Origin of the sequence: Shewanella sp. 4_MG-2023, assembly GCF_030548015.1 — a bacterium.
Classification (GTDB): Bacteria; Pseudomonadota; Gammaproteobacteria; order Enterobacterales; family Shewanellaceae; genus Shewanella.
On sequence record NZ_JAUORL010000041.1, the window covers coordinates 1 to 22,154 of the forward strand.

22 protein-coding genes and 1 pseudogene are annotated in these 22,154 nt (G+C 40.3%); 11 read left to right on the forward strand and 12 right to left on the reverse strand.

Going from position 1 to position 22,154, the window contains the following annotated elements; genetic code table 11:
* Positions 1-442: 442 nt before the first annotated feature.
* Both rfaH and Q4546_RS17360 read right to left on the reverse strand, forming a co-directional pair.
* Positions 443-934 (reverse strand): transcription/translation regulatory transformer protein RfaH, encoded by a 492-nt coding sequence (gene rfaH, locus Q4546_RS17355; RefSeq protein WP_102519267.1) that lies wholly within the window; start codon positions 932-934, stop codon positions 443-445.
* A 247-nt stretch (positions 935-1,181) separates the two neighbouring features.
* On the reverse strand, positions 1,182-1,742 hold the full coding sequence (locus tag Q4546_RS17360) for a DUF4136 domain-containing protein (protein ID WP_303446728.1): 561 nt from the start codon (positions 1,740-1,742) through the stop codon (positions 1,182-1,184).
* A 389-nt stretch (positions 1,743-2,131) separates the two neighbouring features.
* Here Q4546_RS17360 and yciH point away from each other — a divergent pair, with 389 nt between their 5' ends.
* The 3 genes from yciH (at position 2,132) to ruvX (ending at position 3,759) form a co-directional block, all read left to right on the forward strand.
* Positions 2,132-2,461 carry a stress response translation initiation inhibitor YciH gene (gene yciH / locus Q4546_RS17365; RefSeq protein ID WP_102440615.1) on the forward strand — a complete coding sequence of 110 codons (330 nt, stop codon included), beginning with the start codon at positions 2,132-2,134 and terminating at the stop codon, positions 2,459-2,461.
* Between the two features lie 147 nt (positions 2,462-2,608).
* A complete protein-coding gene (locus tag Q4546_RS17370; protein ID WP_102440616.1) occupies positions 2,609-3,169 on the forward strand; it encodes a YqgE/AlgH family protein in 561 nt (186 codons plus the stop codon).
* Between the two features lie 128 nt (positions 3,170-3,297).
* On the forward strand, positions 3,298-3,759 hold the full coding sequence (gene ruvX / locus Q4546_RS17375; RefSeq protein ID WP_303446729.1) for a Holliday junction resolvase RuvX: 462 nt from the start codon (positions 3,298-3,300) through the stop codon (positions 3,757-3,759).
* Positions 3,760-3,789: 30 nt separating this feature from the next.
* Here ruvX and hemH read toward each other — a convergent pair whose 3' ends face one another.
* The 5 genes from hemH to Q4546_RS17400 form a co-directional block, all read right to left on the reverse strand.
* Positions 3,790-4,803 carry a ferrochelatase gene (hemH, locus tag Q4546_RS17380; RefSeq protein ID WP_303446730.1) on the reverse strand — a complete coding sequence of 338 codons (1,014 nt, stop codon included), beginning with the start codon at positions 4,801-4,803 and terminating at the stop codon, positions 3,790-3,792.
* 145 nt (positions 4,804-4,948) lie between these two features.
* The gene (locus Q4546_RS17385) at positions 4,949-5,494 is read right to left on the reverse strand and encodes a glutathione peroxidase (RefSeq protein ID WP_102475766.1); all 546 of its coding nucleotides are present in this window, start codon (positions 5,492-5,494) and stop codon (positions 4,949-4,951) included.
* 159 nt (positions 5,495-5,653) lie between these two features.
* Complete coding sequence (locus Q4546_RS17390) at positions 5,654-6,775, reverse strand: hypothetical protein (protein ID WP_303446731.1); 1,122 nt, start codon at positions 6,773-6,775, stop codon at positions 5,654-5,656.
* A 188-nt stretch (positions 6,776-6,963) separates the two neighbouring features.
* Positions 6,964-8,076, reverse strand: a complete 1,113-nt coding sequence (locus Q4546_RS17395) for a PilT/PilU family type 4a pilus ATPase (RefSeq protein ID WP_102440621.1) — start codon at positions 8,074-8,076, stop codon at positions 6,964-6,966.
* 11 nt (positions 8,077-8,087) lie between these two features.
* On the reverse strand, positions 8,088-9,125 hold the full coding sequence (locus Q4546_RS17400) for a type IV pilus twitching motility protein PilT (RefSeq protein WP_076542380.1): 1,038 nt from the start codon (positions 9,123-9,125) through the stop codon (positions 8,088-8,090).
* A gap of 35 nt (positions 9,126-9,160) precedes the next feature.
* Here Q4546_RS17400 and Q4546_RS17405 point away from each other — a divergent pair, with 35 nt between their 5' ends.
* From Q4546_RS17405 to Q4546_RS17440, 8 genes are all read left to right on the forward strand, one after another.
* Positions 9,161-9,856, forward strand: coding sequence for a YggS family pyridoxal phosphate-dependent enzyme (locus Q4546_RS17405; RefSeq protein ID WP_102440640.1), 696 nt, complete (start codon positions 9,161-9,163; stop codon positions 9,854-9,856).
* Positions 9,857-9,994: 138 nt separating this feature from the next.
* Positions 9,995-10,813 (forward strand): pyrroline-5-carboxylate reductase, encoded by an 819-nt coding sequence (gene proC / locus Q4546_RS17410; RefSeq protein ID WP_102440622.1) that lies wholly within the window; start codon positions 9,995-9,997, stop codon positions 10,811-10,813.
* An 86-nt stretch (positions 10,814-10,899) separates the two neighbouring features.
* On the forward strand, positions 10,900-11,451 hold the full coding sequence (locus tag Q4546_RS17415) for a YggT family protein (RefSeq protein ID WP_102440623.1): 552 nt from the start codon (positions 10,900-10,902) through the stop codon (positions 11,449-11,451).
* A 64-nt stretch (positions 11,452-11,515) separates the two neighbouring features.
* The gene (gene yggU, locus Q4546_RS17420; protein ID WP_303446732.1) at positions 11,516-11,815 is read left to right on the forward strand and encodes a DUF167 family protein YggU; all 300 of its coding nucleotides are present in this window, start codon (positions 11,516-11,518) and stop codon (positions 11,813-11,815) included.
* 197 nt (positions 11,816-12,012) lie between these two features.
* Positions 12,013-12,447, forward strand: coding sequence for a DUF4426 domain-containing protein (locus Q4546_RS17425; RefSeq protein WP_303446733.1), 435 nt, complete (start codon positions 12,013-12,015; stop codon positions 12,445-12,447).
* A gap of 307 nt (positions 12,448-12,754) precedes the next feature.
* Positions 12,755-13,354 (forward strand): RdgB/HAM1 family non-canonical purine NTP pyrophosphatase, encoded by a 600-nt coding sequence (rdgB, locus tag Q4546_RS17430; RefSeq protein ID WP_102440626.1) that lies wholly within the window; start codon positions 12,755-12,757, stop codon positions 13,352-13,354.
* A 5-nt stretch (positions 13,355-13,359) separates the two neighbouring features.
* Positions 13,360-14,511 (forward strand): radical SAM family heme chaperone HemW, encoded by a 1,152-nt coding sequence (hemW, locus tag Q4546_RS17435; RefSeq protein WP_303446734.1) that lies wholly within the window; start codon positions 13,360-13,362, stop codon positions 14,509-14,511.
* 353 nt (positions 14,512-14,864) lie between these two features.
* Positions 14,865-16,754, forward strand: coding sequence for a DUF885 family protein (locus tag Q4546_RS17440; RefSeq protein WP_102440628.1), 1,890 nt, complete (start codon positions 14,865-14,867; stop codon positions 16,752-16,754).
* A gap of 659 nt (positions 16,755-17,413) precedes the next feature.
* Here Q4546_RS17440 and Q4546_RS17445 read toward each other — a convergent pair.
* From Q4546_RS17445 to trmB, 5 genes and pseudogenes are all read right to left on the reverse strand, one after another.
* The gene (locus Q4546_RS17445) at positions 17,414-18,355 is read right to left on the reverse strand and encodes a LysR family transcriptional regulator (RefSeq protein ID WP_102440629.1); all 942 of its coding nucleotides are present in this window, start codon (positions 18,353-18,355) and stop codon (positions 17,414-17,416) included.
* A gap of 546 nt (positions 18,356-18,901) precedes the next feature.
* The gene (locus Q4546_RS17450; protein WP_102440630.1) at positions 18,902-19,711 is read right to left on the reverse strand and encodes a YggN family protein; all 810 of its coding nucleotides are present in this window, start codon (positions 19,709-19,711) and stop codon (positions 18,902-18,904) included.
* A 398-nt stretch (positions 19,712-20,109) separates the two neighbouring features.
* Positions 20,110-21,023, reverse strand: a pseudogene (glsB, locus tag Q4546_RS17455) (glutaminase B).
* Positions 21,024-21,031: 8 nt separating this feature from the next.
* The gene (locus Q4546_RS17460; RefSeq protein ID WP_102440632.1) at positions 21,032-21,358 is read right to left on the reverse strand and encodes a 50S ribosome-binding protein YggL; all 327 of its coding nucleotides are present in this window, start codon (positions 21,356-21,358) and stop codon (positions 21,032-21,034) included.
* 55 nt (positions 21,359-21,413) lie between these two features.
* Positions 21,414-22,130, reverse strand: coding sequence for a tRNA (guanosine(46)-N7)-methyltransferase TrmB (gene trmB, locus Q4546_RS17465; RefSeq protein WP_102440641.1), 717 nt, complete (start codon positions 22,128-22,130; stop codon positions 21,414-21,416).
* Positions 22,131-22,154: the final 24 nt, after the last annotated feature.

Sequence of the window (22,154 nt, forward strand, 5' to 3'; positions counted from 1 at the left end):
GTGGCGGGCATTGCCCTGATTCAGTACATCCTGTACTTCACCCTTCGGGCCAGCTGAAGCTGTTAATCATTGTTCCCAACAATGATTTTCGGCTTATAGCTAAACGAATGAAACTGTTCATTCGATGCCCTTCGGGCACGCTACCGCCCATAGATTACGGCTTCTAACGTGCCCTTCAATAAATGAAATTCTAATTTTGATTGAAACTAAAGGTCAGTGCTAAGCTATATACTGACTTCTTACTTATACGAACTTATACGAACTTATTTTTACTAAATGCAACTGTGGTTAAATAGCAACCTTTAGTAAAAACACGTTATGTTACCCTATATTTTTTGTACCTAAATAAGTCATTTTAAAAAACTGAATCTCCTGCACATAAAACCTGGCATTAAAACAAAACATCAACACTATTACGTAAAAAATTAACGCTTAGCGTTCATTAAATTTTCTTAATGCTACTACTATCTACACACATTCTTTTTTGTTGCCCCATGATATTAAACAATACAAAACAGCGTTTTTGGGCATTCTTTTCTTCAAAGATGGCTTCTAAGTCTACAAATGGCCCGTCAGTAAATTGGACTTTGTCTCCTGCGATTAAATCACTTTCAACATCAGGCTTGTGAACTGAAACTCTGTTTTTTATTGCTTGTATAATTCGATCATCAATGGGAGTCATGGTTTCGCTACAGCCAATGATACGACTGGCACCTCGAGTTGAATGTATGCGGCTGACACTGACTTCTAAGGGATCAAAATAGATAAACAAATAACATGGGAATAGCGGGACATCGACGAGTTTGGTCTTTCCGTTTGAGGTTTTCTCTTCTTGAATGATAGGTAAGTAACTTTCGACTTGTTGTAATGCTAAGTTTTGTTGCGCTCTAACTTCACCGCGCGGCTTACAATATAACAAATACCATGACTTCATTTTCTACTCACTTAATATCATTCGAGGTAACGTCCATTATCACCAAGCGCAGTATTTTATCAAAGCCAGTAAGCTAAGTGAAAGCTTTTTGATATTTAATATTTCAAATGCTGCAAATTGATACAAAAGTGTTCAATTGTATTACTTATGTGGCGTCGTAAGGGGGCTTTCAATGAACAATAATAAAAAACCGTATCAAGATTAGATACGGTTTAATCATAAAGAGTAACTTAACTAATAATAAAACCTATTTTGTTTCAAGCTGTGGCGGATAGTTCAACATCACTTGTGAAATCGCCGAGTTGATGATTTGTACTCGCTCTTCTGGGGTGTTTTTATTGCGGATAGTATCTGCAACACTGCCGCGCCATACTAAATTGCCGGTTTTGTTATCGATTAAATCAACAATTAAGGTGCCGACTTCGTATTCACGTACTGTGGTTTGGGTGTTCATCCCTGCTCCGCCCCAGCCACGACGACCATAATATGGGTAGTAACCAAAACTGGTATTGAAGGTGTCGACATTAATTTTTTTATCGACTTTAGTTAAGTAGTTAACCAGTAAGTCAGCTTCAGTAATGTCTGCTTTTGTTAAGCCTTTTTGCCCAAGTTCGTTGTTAACAGCATCGCGAACACGTTGGTCCATTAAGCCATCCAGATGATAACTTGCATCTTGGTTTTTCTTTTCGACCCAAGAGTAGGTTTTATATTGGTCAAATGAAACGGCTGGATCAAAATCGGTATTGGTTTTTAAGGTACTACATGCACTTAATGCTAAAACCGCTGCAGCAACAAATAACTTTTTCATAATAACTCCGAATAACAACCCAAACTGGCTGTTTCTGTATTAAATACATTTTAATGAGGCTAATAAATAGCTTACCTAGCTAAACTATAATCATCAACTGATAATATTAACAATAGTCGCTTTAGCCAGTTTTCTAAATGTTTAACAGCAAGCTTTAGCCTTAACCACCGCGAAAATGATTCTTACCTAGTGAATGGGCTTAGTTAATGAGCTTAGTTAATGCGCTTAGTGAATGGACTTAATGAGTGAGCTTAGTGAATTCACTTAGTGCTCGCCAATAAGATAACAGCTAGATTATCCGCTAGAGGGGTCGTTTGCTGCTTTAGCCAACTCAGTTAGTTTGTTAAACTGTGTGTATTGATTATTTATTTTAAAGTACAAGTGAACCTATGCGTATTGATCCTAATGTTTCTTTAGTTTATAGCACCGATGGCGGTAAAATTGCTCAAGAAAAGCCAACAGAGCAAATTCCAGTAGGTGACGGCATTGTCCGCATCCATAAAGACAGTAAAGGCCGTAAAGGAAAAGGCGTTAGTATCATTAAAGGGCTTGGGCTTGATGCTAAAGCGTTAAAAGCCTTAGCGCAAAAACTTAAAAAACAATGTGGTTGTGGGGGTACGGTAAAAGAGTTCAATATTGAAGTGCAAACTGATGACCGTGAAAAAATCAAAACCTTGCTAGAGAAAATGAACTATACGGTCAAACTCGCTGGTGGTTAAGCCTACGCTAATACTTACATTCAATATTAGTATTTGCCTAAGTCTAAGTATTAGCAATCGCCAATCAAGCTTAAATCATAACCTCGGGTTTAAGGGCATTTAAGTATGTATGTTAAATTGACACCTAGTTTTTCAAAAGGATAAATAATGGACAGTTTACAAGGTCATCTGTTAATTGCTATGCCCTCTTTAGATGAGTCTTTTTTTGAGCGTGCTGTCATTTATATTTGCGAGCATAACGATAAAGGCGCCATGGGCGTAATGATCAATCGGCCAACCAATATCGTTATTGATGAGCTGCTAGAGCAAATTGGTTTAGCTAAAAAAGTGCAATTAAGCCTACCCCTTGAAGAATCGGTAGTTTTAGGCGGCCCAGTTGATACCGACAGAGGCTTTGTATTGCATACGCCACAAACTGATTGGGTCAATAGTGAGCCCGTAAGTGAATTTTGCATGCTAACCACATCACGAGATGTGCTTAATGCCCTAGGCACTGAAGAGTCGCCAAAACAATTTATTGTCGCTCTAGGCTATGCTGGTTGGAGCAAAAACCAGTTAGAAGAAGAGTTAGCTGAAAACACCTGGTTAACTATTGAAGCCACACCCGAACTCGTTTTTAACCAAGACTATAATCAGCTTTGGACTCAAGCCACCAAACAATTAGGCTTTGATATTTGGCAAATATCATCACAAGTTGGTCACTCTTAAGCTTTTAAAACTCGCTAATACACCAATTTATGTTTATAAACGCCAAGTATTTATCTTCAATTGCTGTCAGTTAATCAATTGGCTTTGCAACTGTCGATACTCATTATTACGATTATCCAGAGAACAACATGCAATCTAAAACAGTATTAGGCTTTGATTTTGGCACCAAAAGTATCGGTGTTGCGGTTGGCCAGGAAATCACGTCAAGTGCGGCACCAATTTCGGCCATAAAAGCCAATGATGGCATCCCTAATTGGGATGAAATTGAAGCGGTACTAAAAGAGTGGCAACCTGATTTAGTCGTTGTTGGTTTACCGCTTAATATGGACGGTACCGAACAAGAGATGACTCAGCGGGCGCGAAAATTTGCCAATCGCATTAGTGGCCGCTTTGGGGTAAAAGTGGTCACTCAAGATGAGCGCCTCACCACCACAGACGCCAAAGCAAGACTATTTGAATTAGGCGGCTATAAAAAGCTCACCAAAGGCCAAGTTGATGCAGTATCTGCAGTCCTGATTATCGAAAGCTATTTCGAAAACCAGTATTCATTACTAGCTTTAAATTCTAGACACAAAAAAGGAGTCAACTGACTCCTTTTTTATTGTTCACCATTGCATTAATTAAAGATAAGGCTTCACCAGATTGGCCATCATATTGATATGGTCATCATTATCATTTAAACATTCAATGTAGCGGAATTTTTTACCACCGGCATGTTCAAATACTTCGCGGTTCTCACCTTTTATTTCTTCTAATGTTTCTAAGCAGTCTGCGCTAAATGCAGGGCAAACAACTGCGATATCGGTAATGCCTTGGCCTGGTAACGCTTCCATGGTGGCATCGGTATAAGGCTGTAACCACTTGGCTTTACCAAAACGTGATTGGAAGGTCATCACATATTCGTCTTCCGTCAAACCTAGTTTTTCGACCACTAAGCGAGTACTTTTAACGCAAAAACAATAGTAAGGATCGCCTAAATGCAGATTACGTTCTGGCATACCGTGATAAGACAACACTAGCTTTTCCGGTTTTCCATTTGCGTCAAAATCCGCTTGAATTGATTTAGCTAATGCATCAATAAAGTTAGGATCGTCATGGTAGGTATTAATAAAATGCAGCGCTGGAATATAGCGCCATTTACATAGCTCTTTGGCAATAGCATCAAAGGCTGACGCAGTGGTAGGTGCGGCATATTGAGGATAAAGCGGTAAAACAATAATCTTATCAATTCCGTTTTTGTGCATTTGCTGTAACACACTTGGGGTTGATGGGTTACCGTAACGCATGGATAAATGCACTGATGCATCGACATCGTGCTGCTTAAACAAGGCATCAAGCTTGGCCTGTTGACGTAAGCTAATATCCATTAAAGGCGAACCATCTTTGGTCCACACTTCTTTGTAAAGTGCTGCAGATTTTGCTGGGCGCACTCTTAAAATAATCCCGTGTAAGATACACATCCACACTAATTTAGGGATTTCGACTACCCGAGGGTCAGATAAAAATTCTGCGAGGTAGCGACGAACGGCTGAGGCGGTAGGTTCATCAGGGGTGCCTAAATTCATTAACAACACACCGGTTTTGCCACGGGTTTTGTGGCCGACTTCTTTACTTAATCCAGAAAATTTGAACAAGATTGACTCCGAGAAAAGTGATTATTGATGATGCCCGATTAAATATTTATTGCTTAAGGCATCATCCAATAACGGCTATTTGTCATGCTAATAATAGCCACGCAAATTTATCTGCAAGCTTATGCTTTATTAGCAATATTATTATTTATAGCACTGACTCTATCGCTTTTTTCAACTCTTCGCTATCTGGTTTTACTCGAGAGTTGAATTGCTGCACACTTTCACCGTCTGCGCTAACAAGGTATTTATAAAAATTCCATTTAGGCGCTGCTGATTTTTCACCTAAATAAGAAAATACCGAGTTAACATCGCTGCCTCTGACTGCAGAGGTCGACACCATGGTGAATGTCACGCCGTAATTTAAAAAACACACATCTGCGGTTTTGGCTTCATCATCTTCTTCTTGAAAGAAATCATCCGATGGAAAACCAATGACCACTAAATCATCTTTATATTGCTGATGCAGCGCTTCAAGTGCTTTAAATTGCGGTGTAAAACCGCAGTTACTGGCGGTATTAACAATTAATACTGGTTTACCTGCGGTTAACTCACATAAATCGACCGTATCTTCAGAATGTAATTTTCTGGCTTCTACATTAAGGTATTCAGGACAGCTATTAGCCATTGAATTCGTTGAAAAAGCGCTAAAGCTTAAACCGATTAAGCCTGCTGATAATAAGAGTTTGTTCATTTTGATTCCTTTCCAACATATATCTAAAATAATCTATTTAAGGTAAATCATACTTGCGGCTTTTGCTTTAACGCCACTTTGACAAAAAGTTTTGACTACACAGGCCACAAGTACATATACGTTTTAATAAGCGTATCAGATCAAACTGATACACTGGGCTTAGAAATAAAAGCCAACATTAATATTGAGCCGTGAATGCCAAGCGGTATCACCATTATCAATGCCAATCCCATCGCCACCAGCAAACCACATATTCTTGCCAGCAATCCAGTCGACATATGAATAAAACTTACCGGCAGCAATCATACAACCGGTGACATTTTGAATAGAGTCATCTAAGCCTTCACCAGAAGCGACCACCTGACTGTAATCGTTGTAACAGTTTAATTGGCTAATCGGGCCCCAATCCACATCAATTTGACGGGATAAGTTCAACGTTACCACATCGGCTTTAGCGGCAATTTCAAACGGCGCGGCAAAAGCAGCTAAGGTGATGCGGTTGCTGTTGTCTAAATCATAGTCATAATGAATATACTGAGTTTGTAATTGCCATTGCTGCCAATCTAACTGCCAATGTACAGCTGCAGTAATACTTGTGGTATCTTCGCCTTCAGCTGCATTTTCAAAGCCATCTGGTACATATTCTAAATTACTATATTGAAATGACGCGCCAAGTTTACTCTTAAACTCATCACCTATGGTTTTTTCAATGCGTAAGTTTAATTGGCCGGCTTCTTGATAAGGAGACTCTTTTGTTGTGCCAACATCAAATGAGTAACGATCGAAGCGACTGCCATCACCATACTCATCATTAGCAAAGTATGCGGCATCATAACGCCAGCCATTGCCTTGGTATTGATAATGAATACCGGCATCATAATCATCTTCTAAGCCTAGATAATAAGTCGCCCCAAACCAAAATGAGTGAGAAGCCACTGGCATAACGCCAAATGGCACTTGCGTGACGCCCACTTGCACCTTTTGGTTTTCATCAAATTGATAACCCATATAAGCATGGTGTACCACATCCATATACTCATACCAGCGGTATTGGGCTGAGGCAAATAAGCCACTGTCTGATTTGTAATTTACATCAGCTCTAAACAGTTCAAACTCAAGCGTGCCATTACCATCAGCGTAATCTTGCCAACCATAATTTACCCTTACTGCCCCACCAATATCGAGCTCATCATTAATACTGACAGCCTGAGCCGAAGATGACATAAGTGTAAATGCCGCTATTAGCGATGTTGCTAATACGTTTTTTTTGAAACTAAACATGGGATCCCTAGGGGGGTAATTGGTTGGATTGTTATTATAGCAAATTAGCAGACTGTAAATGGTAAGTATTTGTAACGTTAAAAAAGGCCAAGGCTTACGCCTTGGCCTTTTTATAAAATATTTAATAATATCAATGGAGATTAACACTAATGTGAACACATAGTTAAAAGCACAACCAACATTAGCCGTTAATTCATATCAAATGTCACCCCATCCATCATGCCTGACGAGTTAGCTTCATTACTTTGCAGTTTAATCATTAAGCGTAAATCATTGGGTGAATCAGCGTGATGTAATGCATCGGCATAGCTAATCTCTTTTTCAAGATATAAATCCAACAAGGCTTGGTCGAATGTTTGCATGCCCTGCTCTCTTGATTTAGCCATGGTTTCTTTGAGTAAATGCAGCTCATTGTTAGCAATCAAACTGGCTATACGTGGAGTATTAATTAACACTTCGATTGCTGCCCTACGGCCACTACCATCAGATTTTGCCACTAATTGCTGCGCCACAATACCGCGAAGGTTTAATGATAAATCAAACAATAGCTGGTTATGCTTGCTCTCAGGCACTAAATGCATAATACGGTCTAACGCTTGGTTAGCGTTGTTAGCATGCAAGGTCGCCATACATAAGTGACCTGTTTCAGCAAATGTTAAGGCAAACTCCATGGTTTCTTGAGTACGAATTTCACCAATCAAAATCACATCGGGCGCTTGACGCAGCGAACTTTTAAGCGCGGCATCAAATGAATCAGTATCAATACCGACTTCTCGCTGGGTGATAATACTTTTGCGATGGTCATGAACAAATTCTACTGGGTCTTCTATGGTCAAAATATGCCCGCGAGCATGGGCATTACGATAACCCACTAATGCTGCCAGCGAAGTTGATTTACCAGTACCAGTGCCACCCACCATGATGATCAAACCACGTTTACTCATCACCAAGTCTTTAAGGATCGGCGGTAGTTTTAAGTCATCAACTTCAGGAATTTTGGTTTCAATTCGGCGCATCACGCAGCCGGGTGATTCACGTTGCCAAAAAGCACTGACACGGAAACGGCCTAAATCTTTTGCAGCAAAAGCAAAGTTACATTCACGAGACTCGTGAAACTCCTTCTTTTGCACCTCTGTCATTAAGGATTCAACAAACTCTAATGACTGCTCAGGGTTAAAGCTATTATCCGATAGTGGTCTTAGCTCACCATCAATTTTGGCGCTGGGCGGAAAGCCTGCAGTAATAAATAAATCTGAAGCCTTTCTGTCAACCATTACCTTTAAAAAAGGATGCACATCCATTTTACTTTCCTTTAAAAGTTAGCTTGTTTGTTAGAGCTTTTTGACATGGCATCATCACGGCTAATAAGGCCGCGATTGACTAGGTTTTGTAGACACTGTTCAAGGGTTTGCATTCCATGAGACATACCCGTTTGAATAGCTGAATACATTTGTGCGACTTTATCTTCACGAATAAGGTTACGAATAGCTGGCGTGCCCATCATAATTTCGTGAGCTGCCACTCGGCCGCCGCCAACCTTTTTAATTAAGGTTTGCGATATAACCGCCTGCAAAGATTCAGACAACATAGTACGTACCATGTCCTTTTCGCCTGCAGGGAATACATCAACAATACGGTCAACGGTTTTAGCCGCTGAAGTGGTATGCAAGGTACCAAAAACTAAATGACCGGTTTCTGCTGCTGTCATTGCTAAGCGAATGGTTTCAAGGTCACGCATCTCACCCACAAGAATAACATCGGGATCTTCACGCAGTGCACTTCGAAGCGCCGCTTCAAAACTATGGGTATGTTTATGCACTTCACGTTGGTTGACCAAACATTGCTTATTTTGGTGCACAAATTCTATTGGGTCTTCAATGGTCAGAATATGGTCATGGCGTTCATTATTAATATAATCCACCATCGCCGCTAGTGTTGTAGACTTACCAGAACCTGTCGGCCCTGTTACTAAGACTAATCCACGAGGGAAGCTTGAAATCTTTTTGAAAATTTCAGGAGCGCCTAACTGCTCAAGTGATAATATATCGCTGGGAATGGTACGGAAAACGGCACCTGCCCCACGGGATTGGTTAAATGCGTTAACACGAAAACGGGCAAGGTTTGGCACTTCGAACGAGAAATCGATTTCTAAATGTTCTTCGAAGTCCTTACGCTGTTTATCATTCATAATGTCATAGACTAATCCATGAACAGCTTGATGGTCTAATGCGGGTAAGTTGATTTTTCTCACTTCACCATCAACGCGAATCATCGGAGAAACACCGGCAGAAAGGTGTAGATCTGATGCATTGTGCTTTACACTAAAGGCAAGTAACTCAGTTATTTCCATGACTAATGACATCCATTCAAACAAATCAAAACAATATGACAACAATAGCAGACCGAATATCAATCGCCCAGAGCCAAATTGCACAAGCGACGCAAAATTGTTCACGTAATAGTGAAGAAGTCACCTTACTTGCCGTCAGTAAAACTAAGCCCATATCGGCTATTATTGAGGCTTATCAAGCAGGCCAGCGCTGCTTTGGTGAAAATTATGTCCAAGAAGGCGAAGAAAAAGTCCTCGCACTAAAAGATGACTATTGTGATATTGAGTGGCATTTTATCGGCCCTTTGCAGTCCAACAAGTCGCGTATTGTTGCCGAGCATTTTGATTGGATGCACACTTTAAGTCGTGAAAAAATCGCTAAGCGCCTCAATGACCAAAGACCAGCAGGCAAAGCGCCGTTGCAAGTGTGTATTCAAGTTAATATCAGTGAAGAGGCATCAAAGTCAGGGGTGATAGCGACCGAGGTTAGCGCTTTAGCTAAGGTGATAGCATCGCTCCCTAATTTGACTTTAAGAGGCTTAATGGCCATACCGACTGCCACCAGCGATATCGCTCTGCAACGCCAAGAATTTGCCAAACTGCAACAGCTTTTTGCGCAGCTAAAAAGCCAATACCCTGACATTGACACCCTATCAATGGGCATGAGTAATGATCTGGCGGTGGCGATTGAGCATGGCTCTACCATGGTCAGAATTGGCACCGCAATATTTGGCGCTCGAGATTACCCATAAACCCTAAAGGCCAAAAACGCCAAATCATTAATTAAAATTTATCCGCTACTGCTTGTATTAGTAAGCAATAGCCCAAACATTAGTAAATAAGCAATTAGCAAATAACAGCCGACATAAAAATTAAAAGTGACCCTTAATATGACTCAAGCAAAAGTATGTTTTATCGGTGCAGGCAATATGCCCCGCTCAATTATCAGTGGTTTAGTCAGTAATGGTTACCCAGCAGATCGTATTCACGCCACCAATCCCAGTGTTGGTAAATTAGATGCGTTAAAAGCCGATTTTAATATTGGTGTATCTCACGACAATATTGCTGCTGCAGATGATGCAGATGTGATTGTACTCAGCGTAAAGCCGCAGTTAATGCAAATGGTGTGTGAGCAACTTAGTCAGTTAGATTTATCAAAAAAGTTATTAATCACTATCGCTGCAGGCATTCCTGCGGCGCGCTATGTCGATTATTTTAAGCAACCGATTAACCTTATTCGCACTATGCCTAATACACCAACGCAAATTGGCGTGGGTATGACAGGCTTATACGCCGATGAATCCATTTCAGCAGAGCATAAACAAATTTGCGAAACCTTAATGATAAGTGGTGGCAAAATTGTTTGGGTTGAAAAAGAAGACGAGCTTAACCAAGTGATTGCATTAGCTGGCAGTTCACCGGCTTATTTTTTCTTGTTTATTGAGTCTATGATTGACCATGGCATTAAATCTGGCATGGATGAAACCACAGCAAGAGCGCTTGCCCAGCAGGCGGCATTAGGCGCGGCGCAAATGGTGATTCAAAATCCACAACTTTCATTAGCAACCTTGCGTAATAATGTTACCTCAAAAGGCGGCACTACAGCTCAAGCGGTTGAAACCTTCGAACAAGGCGATTTACGCGGTTTAGTGGATAAAGCTATGACAAACTGCATAAAACGGGCACAAGAAATGGCAAAAACATTTTAAACAAACGATATTTAATGGAAAATAGCCCGTGAAGATAATTTTCAGTTCAATTTTAGATCAACTTCAGATCAACTAAGGCACACTCAATGAATGCACTACATTTCTTAATCGATACCGTTTTTGGTCTTTATCTTATGATAGTCCTGCTGCGCTTTTGGCTACAATTAGCCAGAGCTGATTTTTACAATCCATTTAGCCAGTTTGTGATTAAAGCCACTCAACCTATCATAGCCCCAATGCGCCGTGTATTGCCGTCTATGGGCAGTATTGATACCGCATCAATCGTACTGGCCTTATTGGTGGTATTTATAAAATATTCAATACTTACCGCTATGACACCTGCTGCGCTATTTGACCCATTAATGCTTGGTGTTCTTACTGTGGTTTCAGTATTAAAAGAAGCTGGAGTATTACTGTTTTGGGTACTCATTCTGCGCGCACTGCTTAGCTGGTTTAACCAAGGTCACAACCCGATTGTGATGGTAATGGACCAACTTACTGAACCCTTTTTAGCCCCTGTACGTCGTATCCTGCCTCCTATGGGCGGTTTAGACTTATCAGTGATGTTAGTGCTGATTGCAATGAACTTTCTTAATATTTTATTGGCGCAATACATTCCATTTTGGGCTCAGGTTTAAAACTTAATGTTTTTAGTTTTAACCACCGAGCTTTATGCTTTAACCTCCGAGCGAGGTTAAGCTAATGCCTGCCATTATTCAGCAACAGCAAGATCTGTTGCTGAATCTTTATATTCAGCCTAAGGCCAGCCGCGATAAAATTATTGGCTTACATGGTGATGAAATAAAAATTGCCATTACAGCCCCACCTATCGATGGCAAAGCCAATACCCATCTGACCAAGTATTTAGCTAAAGCCTTTAAAGTGCCAAAGTCTGATGTGATACTTCTAAAAGGGCTGCAAGGCCGTCATAAGCAAGTAAAGATACTCAGTCCATCAAAGATCCCCACTGAAATTTCACAGATAATAGCCCACTGTAGCTAAGGATTGATTATTGAAATCATCCATCAAAATGATCCAATAACGGGTGATCTGGCTAAAAATTCTCTATACTTAAGTCTACATTCCAATTAATGAATCAACTCTTTAGTCGCGACGATAAACTAACCTACAGGTAAACTAACCCGCTAGGTCAATCAAGCAAGTTGTTAGCAACACAGAGTCGATCAAGGATTTAGATTATGTTTCGCACCCTTTTATGTAGCTTCATCATTTTAATGAGTACCCTATCGACTGCTCAAGCAGAACAAAAACAGACTGTTGGTAATTATGATATTCATTACATGGCACTGAGCAGCACTTTTATTACCCCCGCCATTGCCAAAACCTATGGTATTGAACGCAGCAATTACAATGGTATTGTCAATATTGCAGTGTTAGATACCAGTCAAGAAGGTAATCCCGCCGTTGCTGTTGAAATCGCTGGCGTAGCCAACAACTTACTTGATGCACGAATGGATTTAGAGTTTAAAGAAATCCGTGAAGGCGATGCTATTTATTATATCGCCCAAGTGCCATACCGAGACGATCAACAAATCAACTTTAACCTGACGATAAAGTACGGCAATAAGCTCAATACATCGTTAAAGTTCAAACAAAAATTTTATGTGGAATAAGGCTAAACAGCGGCTTATTTCAAATGATTTTGCACTTTTAACAAGCTAAACCTCAAGGTTTAGCTTTTTATTTAGTTGCGCAAACCATAGCTATTTTATCCTTTGCTGCTGTCTATCAACTCAGTGCTTAGGTATCATTAGGCCAATTTCATTGATGAAAATTTAAATAGCCAGTCAAGGCGAAAACTAAGCCTTTTTAAGGCTAGATGCCACTTATTTGATGTGAGTTTTAGTTTACTGCAAAGCCTGCTCACCCCATAAGCACTATTTAAAACATCAGCCCCCTTATTTAATAAAAAGGTATTCCATGCAACAGATTGTTTTAGCAAGCGGTAACAAAGGTAAACTAACAGAGTTTGATCAGATGCTAGCCCAATTTGATATTGAGGTTTTACCGCAAAACCAATTTAACGTTCCAGAAGTGGCTGAAACAGGCACCACCTTTATTGAAAATGCCATTATTAAAGCCCGCCACGCTGCAGAAATCACTGGTAAAGCCGCAATCGCAGATGATTCTGGTTTAGAAGTTGATGCCCTTCAAGGCGCACCGGGGATTTATTCAGCCCGTTATGGCGGCGAAGGCGCCAGCGAGCAAGACAATTACCTTAAATTACTTGCTGCATTAGCAAACAAAACACAGCGCAAAGCACGCTTTCAGTGTGTATTGGTTTATATGCGCCATGCTAAAGACCCAACCCCAATAGTTTGCCAAGCGGCATGGGAAGGCACTATAGGATTGAGCCCTCAAGGTGAGCAAGGCCATGGCTACGACCCTATCTTTATTCCACAGGGGTTTGATATTTCGGCTGCCGAGCTTTCAAGTGAGCAAAAAAACCAGTTGAGCCACCGTGGGTTAGCACTTACTTTGCTTGTAGACGCTATGAAAGCCAAAGGGATTATTAAGTAACTATCATGCAATCAGCGAAATTATCTCTGCCACCACTGAGCTTATATATCCATATCCCTTGGTGCGTTCAAAAGTGCCCATATTGTGATTTTAACTCCCATGGTCAGCATGGAGTATTACCGCAACAAGCTTATGTTGATGCACTTTTAGCCGATCTCAATCACGACCTTCACTATGTACAAGGGCGAAAACTTCACAGCATTTTTATTGGTGGCGGCACGCCATCTTTATTTGAAGCCACCCAAATACAGCGCATTCTAGCCGGTGCTGAAGCCGCCATTGGTTTTGAAGATGATATTGAAATTACCATGGAAGCCAATCCGGGTACGTTAGAGCATGATGACTTTGCCGCATATCGCGCTGCAGGGGTGACGCGCTTGTCCATTGGGGTGCAAAGTTTCTCAAAAGATAAACTCAACCTTCTTGGCCGTATCCATGATGAGGATGAAGCCGTTACCGCTGCTAATACAGCCCGTAATGCAGGTTACAACAGCTTTAACTTAGATTTAATGCACGGCTTACCGAATCAGTCATTTGATGAAGCCATGGCCGATATCGATACTGCTGCTGGGTTAATGCCACCGCATTTATCTTGGTATCAACTGACCATAGAGCCAAATACCTTATTTCACTCTAAACCGCCACAATTGCCTGACGATGAAAACTTGTGGCATATCTATGAGCAAGGACAGAAGAAGCTAGCAGCACTTGGCTATGTGCAATATGAAATATCTGCTTATGCCAAAGACGGATTTCAGTGCAAACATAATCTCAATTATTGGCAATTTGGCGATTACTTGGGGATTGGCTGCGGCGCCCATGGCAAGATTACTCAACCTGAGCTCAATAAGATTATTCGCACCGTCAAAATTAAGCATCCGAAGGGTTATCTAGCAACGTCAGATTACACCAGTGAAACTACTGAAGTGCTAGCTGAAGATCGCGCCCTTGAATATTTAATGAATCGACTCAGGTTAATGACGCCTATCCCTAAAACTGAATTTGAACTGCGCACCGGCTTACCTGTGTCAGAGCTTGATGAAGGTATTGCTAAATCAATTAAAAGAGGCTTATTAACCGAAACTGAGACCCATTGGCAATTAACCGCCAAAGGCCATATGTTTGTTAATGATATTTTGTCGCAGTTTTTAGATTAGCTACTTTATAGCTAGCTGATTTATTAAAGTTATTACTAGCCTATATAACTAGTCTACTTATTACTGGCATATTTATTACTAGCCTATTTATTACTAGCCTATATAAAAGCCTGATGGATTACCTTTATAAAACAAGGTTAATGCATTAGGCTTTTTTTGATTTCCTTTGCCCATTAAGCTTGGCGCTTTAAGCAAAGTGCCTGCAAGTCACTAAATAAATCATTTCGCATTTACCCTGTAAATTCAGCAACATTTAAGACACAATTGCTAACATTTCACGTTATACATTTATGCTTGTGTCATTTAGGATATCAATCGATCTCCTGTTCTATTACTTTGCTAACGGAAACCCTATGCGACTAACAACAAAAACGACATTAATAGCCGTTGCTTTAACCAGCTTATTATCAAACGCCGCAATCGCCCACACTGCAGGGCACCAACCTTTAACCAATACAGTAGCCTCCACTAAAACAGCCACCACCGAGTCAGAAAAAGCCAATGAGCTGTTTGAAAGTATGTTCATGGAAAATGTAATGGCTAGCCCGATTTCCCAAACCTATTTACGCATCAAAACTGATTATGACAAATGGGGTGATTTTAGTGATAAATCTGCTGACGAAGACTTAGCCAGAGCTAAAAAGCATTTAAAACAACTTGAAACTATTAATGTTGCTAAGTTAGACAAGCAAACGGCACTTAGCTACAAATTAATGAAACAAGGCTTAGAGCAGCAAATCAGCGATGATAAATGGCGTTACCATAATTACCCTGTAAACCAGATGCGTGGTAGTCATTCGTTTATTGCTACCTTCCTTATCAATCAACATCAAGTTGAAAATGTCAGTGATGCACAGGCTTACATTAGCCGTTTAAACGGTGTAAAGCATGTAACTGAGCAAGTGATCGATGCATTAAAAATTCGCGCTGATAAAAATATTATCGCGCCAAAGTTTGTCTTCCCTTATGTGATTTCAGACAGCGAAAATATTATCAAGGGTGCACCTTTTACTGATACTGAAGTTAAAAGCACCCTATGGGGTGATATTAACCGTAAAATCGAGAAGCTCGATATTACCCAAGCTCAAAAAGATGAATTATTGGCGGCAGCTAAAACAGCCTTAATTAAAAGTGTAAAACCTGGGTATGACAATTTAATCAGCTATTTACATGAATTAGAAGCCAAAGCTGATAGCCGTGATGGGGTGTGGAAGTTACCTTTAGGCGAAGATTTTTATAATACTCGTCTAAATCGTATTACGACGACTGATATGAGCTCTGAAACAATTCATCAGTTAGGTTTAGCAGAAGTTGAACGTATTCATAATGAAATGCGTGCGATCATGAAAAAAGTAAATTATACCGGCAACTTAGCCGAGTTTATGGCTTTCATGCGTGATGATGAACAATTTTATTACCCCAACACCGATGAAGGTAAAACTCGTTACATTACCGAAGCTAAAGACCTAATTGATAATATGGAGTCACGCTTAGGTGAAGTGTTTAATATTAAACCTAAAGCCGGATTAATCGTTAAACCTGTTGAAGCCTTTCGCGAAAAGTCTGCTGGTAAAGCATTCTATGATCAACCCGCACCCGATGGTTCACGCCCTGGTACTTACTACGCCAACTTGTATGACATGAAAGCAATGCCCACTTACCAAATGGAAGCCTTGGCTTATCATGAGGGGATCCCTGGGCATCACATGCAAATTGCCATTGCCCAAGAGCTGGAAGGTATTCCTAAATTTAGAAAATTCGGTGGCTATACTGCCTATATTGAAGGCTGGGGTCTTTATACTGAATACTTCCCTAAAGAAATGGGCTTGTATGCTGATCCCTACTCTGACTTTGGTCGCTTAGCGATGGAGCTATGGCGTGCTTGTCGTCTGGTTGTAGACACAGGGATCCACACTCAACAATGGACTCGTGAGCAAGGTATCCAATACTACGTAGACAACACCCCAAATGCTAAGTCTGATGCCATTAAAATGGTAGAACGCCACGTGGTGATGCCTGGCCAAGCTACTGCCTATAAAGTCGGTATGATTAAAGTGTTAGAGCTACGTGAAAACGCCAAGCTTAAATTAGGTGACAAGTTTGATATTCGTCAGTTCCATACCCTAGTACTGCAAAATGGCCCTGTACCATTAGATGTATTAGAAGCTGAAGTGGACAATTGGATTAATCAAACCAATAAACCTGAGCTATTAAGCCAATCGGCAGACTCAAATCGCGGTTAATCAACCAATCGATTAAGTTATCTAAGGCCACTTTTTAGTGGCCTTCTTTTTGGCTCGTACTAAAGCCTAAGTAATGAAATCTAAGTAATGAGCGCCACTCTATAAATTACTAAGGCAATAACAAGTTCAATAACGAGTGCATTAACAAATGCTATACCCGACAAATATATTCAATTGGCAGCTTAAAAGAGAACAAAAGTACAAAGGCGAGAGAGTAAACAAATTAAGCGGATATTATAGGGCAGAAAAAATAACCCCAGCACAATGTCTGGGGTAAACCAATTAAAACTAGGATGATGGTTTCAAAGCCGGCATTGTTCTGATTTTAAAACCTCTGCCAGCAGTGATTCAAAACTTGCGAAGTTGCTGATTTGCACAAAAAGCTGAAAAGGGGTCATTTCTCAACAAGATGCGTGACTCAAATCATTCCGAATCAACTGAAATCTATTGTATTGATTTAAGAACAGAGTTCAAGCAGCTTTTTACACTCCATTAATAACTCAGTACAGAAACAACCTGAGCGTTTTTCAACCACAAGACAATCAAGTTATTGTTTTTATTATGCAAATAAAAAAGTCGCAACTTAAGTTGCGACTTTGTTTTAAAATTCGAACAATGTTTCCAGTTTTAGTTACTGACTTAGAAACCCCATTGAATGGCTATTTACGTAATTTGTATAAATGATCAAACTTACCATCCCAATAAGGTGTAGTACCAATATGACCTTTAATAAATTCAATAAATGCACTTACTTTAGGGGCAAGGTGCTTACGTCTTGGGTAAACAGCCTGTAGTGGTAAGTTGTTGGTCAATTGCCAATCAGGTAATAACGGCACTAATGTACCTTGTTCGATTTCATCTTCAAGTAAATAACTTGCTAGGTAGGCAATACCTAAACCGCTAACCGCGGCCGATTTTAATGCTGGTGCATTATCAACCCGGAAGTTACCAGAAACACCAATTTCACAGTAATCATCAGCTTTCTTAAACTGCCACATGCTGTGCTCATGCCACTCACCTTGGTAGACTAGACAGTTATGATCAACAAGTTGTTCAGGTCGAGAAATATTGCCATGTTGGGCAATATATTCTGGCGATGCCACTAATAAGAACTGACACTTCATTAATGGTCTTGCAACCATACCTAATGGTAGCTGCTCAGACATAGTCAAAAGTAAATCTAAACCTTCACTAACCACATCGACTTTATGATCCAGTAAGCTAACTTGTAGCTCAAGCTCTGGATGTCGTGCCATAAACTCAGGTAATGCAGGAATAATATGCATGGTACCAAAAGACTGAGAAATACCGACTTTAAGTACACCACGGGTGGCATCATTTAGATTATGCACACTAGCAACGGCCTGCTCTGCATCACGTAATAACTCCTCACCTTGTATGTAAAGCAAGTTACCCGCTTCAGTTAAACTTAAACTACGTGTAGTACGTTGGATGAGTTGAACCCCAAGTTTATGTTCAAGATCAGCAACCTGAGTACTTACTTTGGACTTAGATATACTCAACCTTCTGGCAGCGGCACTGAAGCTCCCGGCTCTAGCAACATGAGTAAAAATAGCAATAGGTTCTAATAGTTCTAACATTGGAGTCGCCTTAAGCTGTTTACGACATTAAAAATATTTTTTGAGTTCCAAGTAATGTCGCTTATTACAGACAATGCTGCATAAACGCCACCTACTTTATATGGTTCTTTAAACGTTGCGCCACTCACCCAAAAAGAAATTAAATTTCGATAGTCCATTATCATGAATAGCCAACCAAAACTAAAACAACAAGTTAATTGGTTAACGCCATACAGTTTTATAGTTTTAGGAGTATACCAAAAATTGTATAAATGGCTCTATATTTATAATATACAATTTTTTTATCAGAACAAATCTACGATAAACTGTAATATTAATGACTTTTTCTCAACTTGAACGGTGGCAATTAGACAAAAAACGACTAGCTCGGCTAGCATATCTCGCTACAAAGTAGCGCAAATAACAGATAGTTAACTAGAGCTTGATTGGCGGGTGAAGTTTTTGATTGGTAATTTAAGCAGGAATGGTTTAACCAAAAAGCCCCTGCACAAGGTACAGGGGAAGGTCAGGTGCATTTTGACAATGCTAGAACTTACAAGGTTACCGCTACTCAGTATCTGATAATGTCGCTAATTCATAAGAAGATAGCTGTGGGATGGATTGACGTAATTCACTTTCAAGCACCATTAACTGCTCAAAGTTACCGCAGACTTTTTTGGCTTTAGCTTCTATGGCCTCTGATTGCTCAGAAATCTGCAATTCAACATCTTCACCGATTCTTTCCATTTTGCTTGAAAAGGCAGTCATTTTTTCATCAAAGCTTCCGCCTTCTGAAGACATCATTTCAGCCCCTAGCGCCATCATAAAACTGCCCATGGAGTTTTTAATCATTTGCTCCATTTCTTGTTCAAACTCTTCATTAAATGCTTCTTCTAACGAAGACTCTGTCGCGCCAAGATAAAACTTATCCCCTTGTTGATATGCTGCTTGGTCAACACGGCTTTGAATTCCAGCTAAAAGCTCATCCAATTTAGCCGCGGTGGCATCGCCAAAAATAGGGGTTAATGCCATGCTCACTGCATCTGTTGCCAAAATAACAGCATCATCAACTAAATCAATTACCTCTGGGATCTGTTTAGATACTTGCTCCGAATAATCAGCTAACAAAGCTGCTTGCTTATCATTTAGTGCAACTTGGTTGCCATCAATATATAACTTTCCAAGTTCGACTCGGTAAACCTCAGCGCCTTTTTCGCTAAAGGATAATTTTTGTGGCTCAACGGTAACATCATAGTTTAAGGTCACGTTGCATTGATTATCTTCAAGGGACATTTTGGCCACCGCAGGCGTCATAGCCCCTGCGGTAAAAATCAAACCAGTTAGTGCAATACTTTTAAATAAACCTTGGGTATTCATTAGCTCTATCCTTGCTGTTAATCGTTATGTAGATAATCAATGGGGCGAGTGGCTAAACTGCTCACTAAGCTACTGCCAACGTTTTGATATCTAGTTTCAATGTTAATTAGACTGATACCAAGTTATTGCACAGGCTGTGCCAAAAACATAAATAAGCTTTTTATCAATAACTTAAAGCAGATAATAACTAATAGGTTTAGCTTTTAGATTTGGATTTATATTAACTATGTGTGAAATAAGCCAAATGTTGGTAATTTTCATCATCGCTATTATATGGGTAGATTTAAGAATAGATGATTTTCAAACTCGTGGATGAGGATACTAAAAAGACAATGGATGATTTCAAGCTTAACATTTGAAAATGGGCATAAAAAACTTGCCCAGCAACATAAGCGAGTTTAAAAAATTGAGCGACCTAATGATTGTGATAAATGTTCAAGCATGCGAGTGCCTGCCAGTGAGTTGCCATTTTGATCAAGTTCAGGCGACCATACGCAAATAGACATGTCCCCAGGGATCACCGCAATAATGCCGCCGCCAACACCACTTTTACCTGGCATACCAACCCGATAAGCAAACTCACCTGCGCCATCATATAAACCAGAGGTAGCAAGCAGTGCATTTAGCTGTCTGGTTTGTACTGGGGTAACGATTTGATCCCCTGCTAGGCTTTTACCGCGATTGGCGAGATAAAACATCGCTTTTGATAAGTCAGCGCAATTCATTTTTAATGAGCAGTAATGAAAATAGCTCTTTAATACTGTATCAACATCGCCGTTAAAATTACCAAATGACTTCATTAAATAGGCAATAGAGGCATTACGGGCACTAAACTGAAATTCTGAATTAGCCACAACTTTATCAAAAAGTATGTGAGGGTTTTCGCTCAGGTTTCTAACCACTTCAAGCAAGTGATGCTTAGGTGCACCAAGGCGCGCTTGAATTAAATCTGCTATCACTATGCACCAGCATTAATAAATGGATTTCTTGGAATGCCTCGTTCAAGCTCAACTTGAACCAATGAGTTAAACGACTGACCTGAAGGCTCTTTACCTACCCTGCTCCAAAGTTCATCTTCGGAGTACAAACTTAGCGCTAAAGTAAGGCTGAATACTTTGGAGATAGATTGAATGGAAAACGGCTCAAGATAATCCCCAGCGCCAATGGTGTGACCATCTGCGCCAGTGACTGCTATTGCTATTTTGTTTGGATCTACGTCAGCCAATGCTGGAATATAATCTGCGACTTTCCCTAAACCAATAAGTGGCCGAACCTTGTCGACCACTTCATCAAGCAATATTTGCTCAGGCATTAGCTATATTAGCCCCACCAGATGTCGTACAGTGCACTAACTTCAAGTTGTGGCACTTTTTTCGCTTCCCAGAAGGCTTTAACAGCAGCAACATCTTCTTCGGTACATTTACCGATCTCTTGTGTTGCAATAATGCCTTCCCACATTTTATGACCGCCGCCATGGAAACCTAGCTTACGAGGTTCAATGACTTGTTCAATGAACTCATCAACAGCTTTATCAATATCTGCTTCAGAAATTGACTCATCAAAAGTCCAGTTGATATCAAAACCAAATTCTTGGAATTCATCAACGCGTAGTTTCTTACGTAAACGGCGAGTTCGGGTCTTAGCCATGGTTATTTCCTAGTTAGTTGATTAAATAGCTTATTTTAACAATATTTTATTATAATTATGCAATACGTTCGAACATTATGTCCCAAACGCCATGACCTAAACGATGGCCGCGGGCTTCGAACTTAGTTAGCGGGCGATGATCTGGACGTTCAACTACAGTATTGGTTGCTGATTGGTTTTTATAACCTTCAGCCACAGACATCACTTCTAACATGTGCTCGCTGTAGTTTTCCCAATCTGTTGCCATATGGAAAACACCGCCAATCTTAAGCTTACGACGAATTAATTGCGCAAATTCAGCTTGCACAATACGGCGTTTGTGATGACGTTTTTTGTGCCAAGGATCTGGGAAAAATAATTGTACTCGGGCAAGTGAGCCATCAGCAATGCTGTTTTCAAGCACTTCCATCGCGTCATGATGATAAACACGTAAATTAGTAATTTCAGCTTCACCGGCATCAACTAAACATGCGCCAACACCTGGTTTATGTACTTCGATACCAATGTAGTTTAACTCAGGAGCCGCTTTAGCCATTTCAACTAAAGATGCACCCATACCAAAACCAATTTCTAATACGGTATCAGCATCACGCTTAAACACTTCAGCTAAATTAATCGCTTCTGGTGTGTAATCTAAACCCATTGCAGGCCAATGTGCTTCAATTGCGTTTGCTTGGCCTTTGGTTAAACGGCCTTCTCTTAATACAAAACTTCTGATTTTACGAATATATTTGCCATCTTCGTTAAATTCAGCGGTGGTAACGTCGCTCATGTATGCCTCATCATTTGAATAGCG

Bases quoted from the DNA above. Each gene is read 5' to 3' on its own strand.
- Q4546_RS17370 (WP_102440616.1), top strand. From the start codon at position 2,609: ATGGACAGTTTACAAGGTCATCTGTTAATTGCTATGCCCTCTTTAGAT.
- proC (WP_102440622.1), top strand. From the start codon at position 9,995: ATGACTCAAGCAAAAGTATGTTTTATCGGTGCAGGCAATATGCCCCGC.
- Q4546_RS17400 (WP_076542380.1), bottom strand. From the start codon at position 9,125: ATGGAAATAACTGAGTTACTTGCCTTTAGTGTAAAGCACAATGCATCA.
- Q4546_RS17425 (WP_303446733.1), top strand. From the start codon at position 12,013: ATGTTTCGCACCCTTTTATGTAGCTTCATCATTTTAATGAGTACCCTA.
- yciH (WP_102440615.1), top strand. From the start codon at position 2,132: ATGCGTATTGATCCTAATGTTTCTTTAGTTTATAGCACCGATGGCGGT.
- Q4546_RS17360 (WP_303446728.1), bottom strand. From the start codon at position 1,742: ATGAAAAAGTTATTTGTTGCTGCAGCGGTTTTAGCATTAAGTGCATGT.
- Q4546_RS17440 (WP_102440628.1), top strand. From the start codon at position 14,865: ATGCGACTAACAACAAAAACGACATTAATAGCCGTTGCTTTAACCAGC.
- Q4546_RS17415 (WP_102440623.1), top strand. From the start codon at position 10,900: ATGAATGCACTACATTTCTTAATCGATACCGTTTTTGGTCTTTATCTT.
- Q4546_RS17450 (WP_102440630.1), bottom strand. From the start codon at position 19,711: ATGAATACCCAAGGTTTATTTAAAAGTATTGCACTAACTGGTTTGATT.
- yggU (WP_303446732.1), top strand. From the start codon at position 11,516: ATGCCTGCCATTATTCAGCAACAGCAAGATCTGTTGCTGAATCTTTAT.
- Q4546_RS17395 (WP_102440621.1), bottom strand. From the start codon at position 8,076: ATGGATGTGCATCCTTTTTTAAAGGTAATGGTTGACAGAAAGGCTTCA.
- rdgB (WP_102440626.1), top strand. From the start codon at position 12,755: ATGCAACAGATTGTTTTAGCAAGCGGTAACAAAGGTAAACTAACAGAG.
- Q4546_RS17460 (WP_102440632.1), bottom strand. From the start codon at position 21,358: ATGGCTAAGACCCGAACTCGCCGTTTACGTAAGAAACTACGCGTTGAT.
- rfaH (WP_102519267.1), bottom strand. From the start codon at position 934: ATGAAGTCATGGTATTTGTTATATTGTAAGCCGCGCGGTGAAGTTAGA.
- ruvX (WP_303446729.1), top strand. From the start codon at position 3,298: ATGCAATCTAAAACAGTATTAGGCTTTGATTTTGGCACCAAAAGTATC.
- trmB (WP_102440641.1), bottom strand. From the start codon at position 22,130: ATGAGCGACGTTACCACCGCTGAATTTAACGAAGATGGCAAATATATT.
- hemW (WP_303446734.1), top strand. From the start codon at position 13,360: ATGCAATCAGCGAAATTATCTCTGCCACCACTGAGCTTATATATCCAT.
- Q4546_RS17445 (WP_102440629.1), bottom strand. From the start codon at position 18,355: ATGTTAGAACTATTAGAACCTATTGCTATTTTTACTCATGTTGCTAGA.
- Q4546_RS17385 (WP_102475766.1), bottom strand. From the start codon at position 5,494: ATGAACAAACTCTTATTATCAGCAGGCTTAATCGGTTTAAGCTTTAGC.
- Q4546_RS17390 (WP_303446731.1), bottom strand. From the start codon at position 6,775: ATGTTTAGTTTCAAAAAAAACGTATTAGCAACATCGCTAATAGCGGCA.
- Q4546_RS17405 (WP_102440640.1), top strand. From the start codon at position 9,161: ATGACAACAATAGCAGACCGAATATCAATCGCCCAGAGCCAAATTGCA.